We start from the raw sequence: 1,444 nt of genomic DNA on the forward strand, positions 1-1,444 counted from the left end.
GCTTCCTAATGTTGTTGTCAAGCCGCCTCGGTGACGGGTGGTGCAACGCGGTAGCACCGTCGGTCACGGATCAGTGCCCAGATGACGTTCACGCGGCGGCGCGCGAGGGCGAGTACCGCTTGGACGTGCCGCTTGCCCTCGGCCCGCTTGCGGTCGTAGAAGGTCCGGGAGTTGGGGTCATAGCGGATGCTGATGAGCGCGGACGTGTAGAACACGCGCTGGAGTCTGCGGTGGTACCGCTGTGGCCGGTGCAGGTTCCCGCTGGTCTTGCCCGAGTCGCGCGGGGCGGGGGCGACTCCGGCGAAGGCCGCGAGCTGGTCAGGGGTCGGGAACGCGGTCAGGTCGCCGCCAACGGCGGCGAGGAATTCGGCGCCGAGCAGGGGCCCGATGCCGGGCACGCTCTCGATCACCTCGGCGAGTTCGTGCTGGCGAAATCGGCCCTCGATGAGTTTGTCTATCTCGGCGATCTTCTCGTTGAGGGCGATCACCTCCTTCGCCAGGGTGTGCACCATCGCGGCGATGGGCTTCTCGCCCACCACGGCGGTGTGCTGGCGCTCGGCGGCCTGCACGGCCGCGGCTGCCAGGGTCTCGGCGCCACGGACCTTGCGGTTGCGCAGCCAGGTGGCCAGGCGTTTGGCCCCAGCGCGGCGGATGGCGGCCGGGGTCTGGTAGCCGGTCAGCAGGATCAACGGCCCGGCGTTGGTCACGTCCAAGGCCCGTTCCAGAGCCGGGAACATGCTGGTCATGGTGGCGCGCAGACGGCTGACCGTCCGCGTGCGGTCGGCCACCAGGTCGACGCGGCGGGCCGTGAGCAGTTCCAGTTCCACGGTCGTCTCGTCGCCAGGACGGATGGGCTGGAGGTCGCGGCGCATGCGGGCCTGGTCGGCGATGACCAGGGCGTCACGGGCGTCGGTCTTGCCCTCACCCCGGTAGGAGTCGCTGGCCCTGTTGACGGCCTTGCCGGGGATGTAGACCAGCTCCTGGCCGTGGTTGACCAGCAGCGCGATCAGCAGGCCCGGCTCGCCACCTGTCATGTCCAGTGCCCAGGTGACCGGTTCGCCGTCGGCGAGGTCGAGGACGTCGCCGAGAAGCTGGAGGAGCTCTGGCTCGTCGTTGGCGACCCGCCGCGACAGCAGCGTGGCGCCCTCGGTGTCCAGCACCAGGCAGTGGTGGTGGGTCTTGCCGCAGTCGGTCCCTGCCCATATCCGGCTCATCGTGCTCCCGCAGGTCGTAGTAGTCGTGAGTACCACGGACGACCTCGCCGGCATTGCTCTACACAGCGACCTGTTCGCACTTCCCAATTGGCGGCCGAGTCGTCGTGGGGAGCCGGGCGGCCAAGCCTCCCAAGCCATGGTCGGCAGCCTCATGAAAGCCACACCCGGCTCCCCTGGGTCCCCCAACCCTACGAATGGCTGGGGCAGGCCCAGCAAGAAGGTAGAGCCTC

1 protein-coding gene is annotated in these 1,444 nt (G+C 69.0%); it reads right to left on the reverse strand.

What is annotated here, in order from left to right:
- Nucleotides 1-17: 17 nt before the first annotated feature.
- On the reverse strand, nucleotides 18-1,214 hold the full coding sequence (locus tag P3G67_RS35680; protein WP_276097227.1) for an IS110 family transposase: 1,197 nt from the start codon (nucleotides 1,212-1,214) through the stop codon (nucleotides 18-20).
- Nucleotides 1,215-1,444: the final 230 nt, after the last annotated feature.

The sequence above is a fragment of the Streptomyces silvisoli genome (assembly GCF_029269905.1).
Taxonomy (GTDB): domain Bacteria; phylum Actinomycetota; class Actinomycetes; order Streptomycetales; family Streptomycetaceae; genus Streptantibioticus_A; species Streptantibioticus_A silvisoli_A.

Coding starts and splice junctions, on each gene's coding strand:
- P3G67_RS35680 (WP_276097227.1), bottom strand. CDS start 1,214: ATGAGCCGGATATGGGCAGGGACCGACTGCGGCAAGACCCACCACCAC.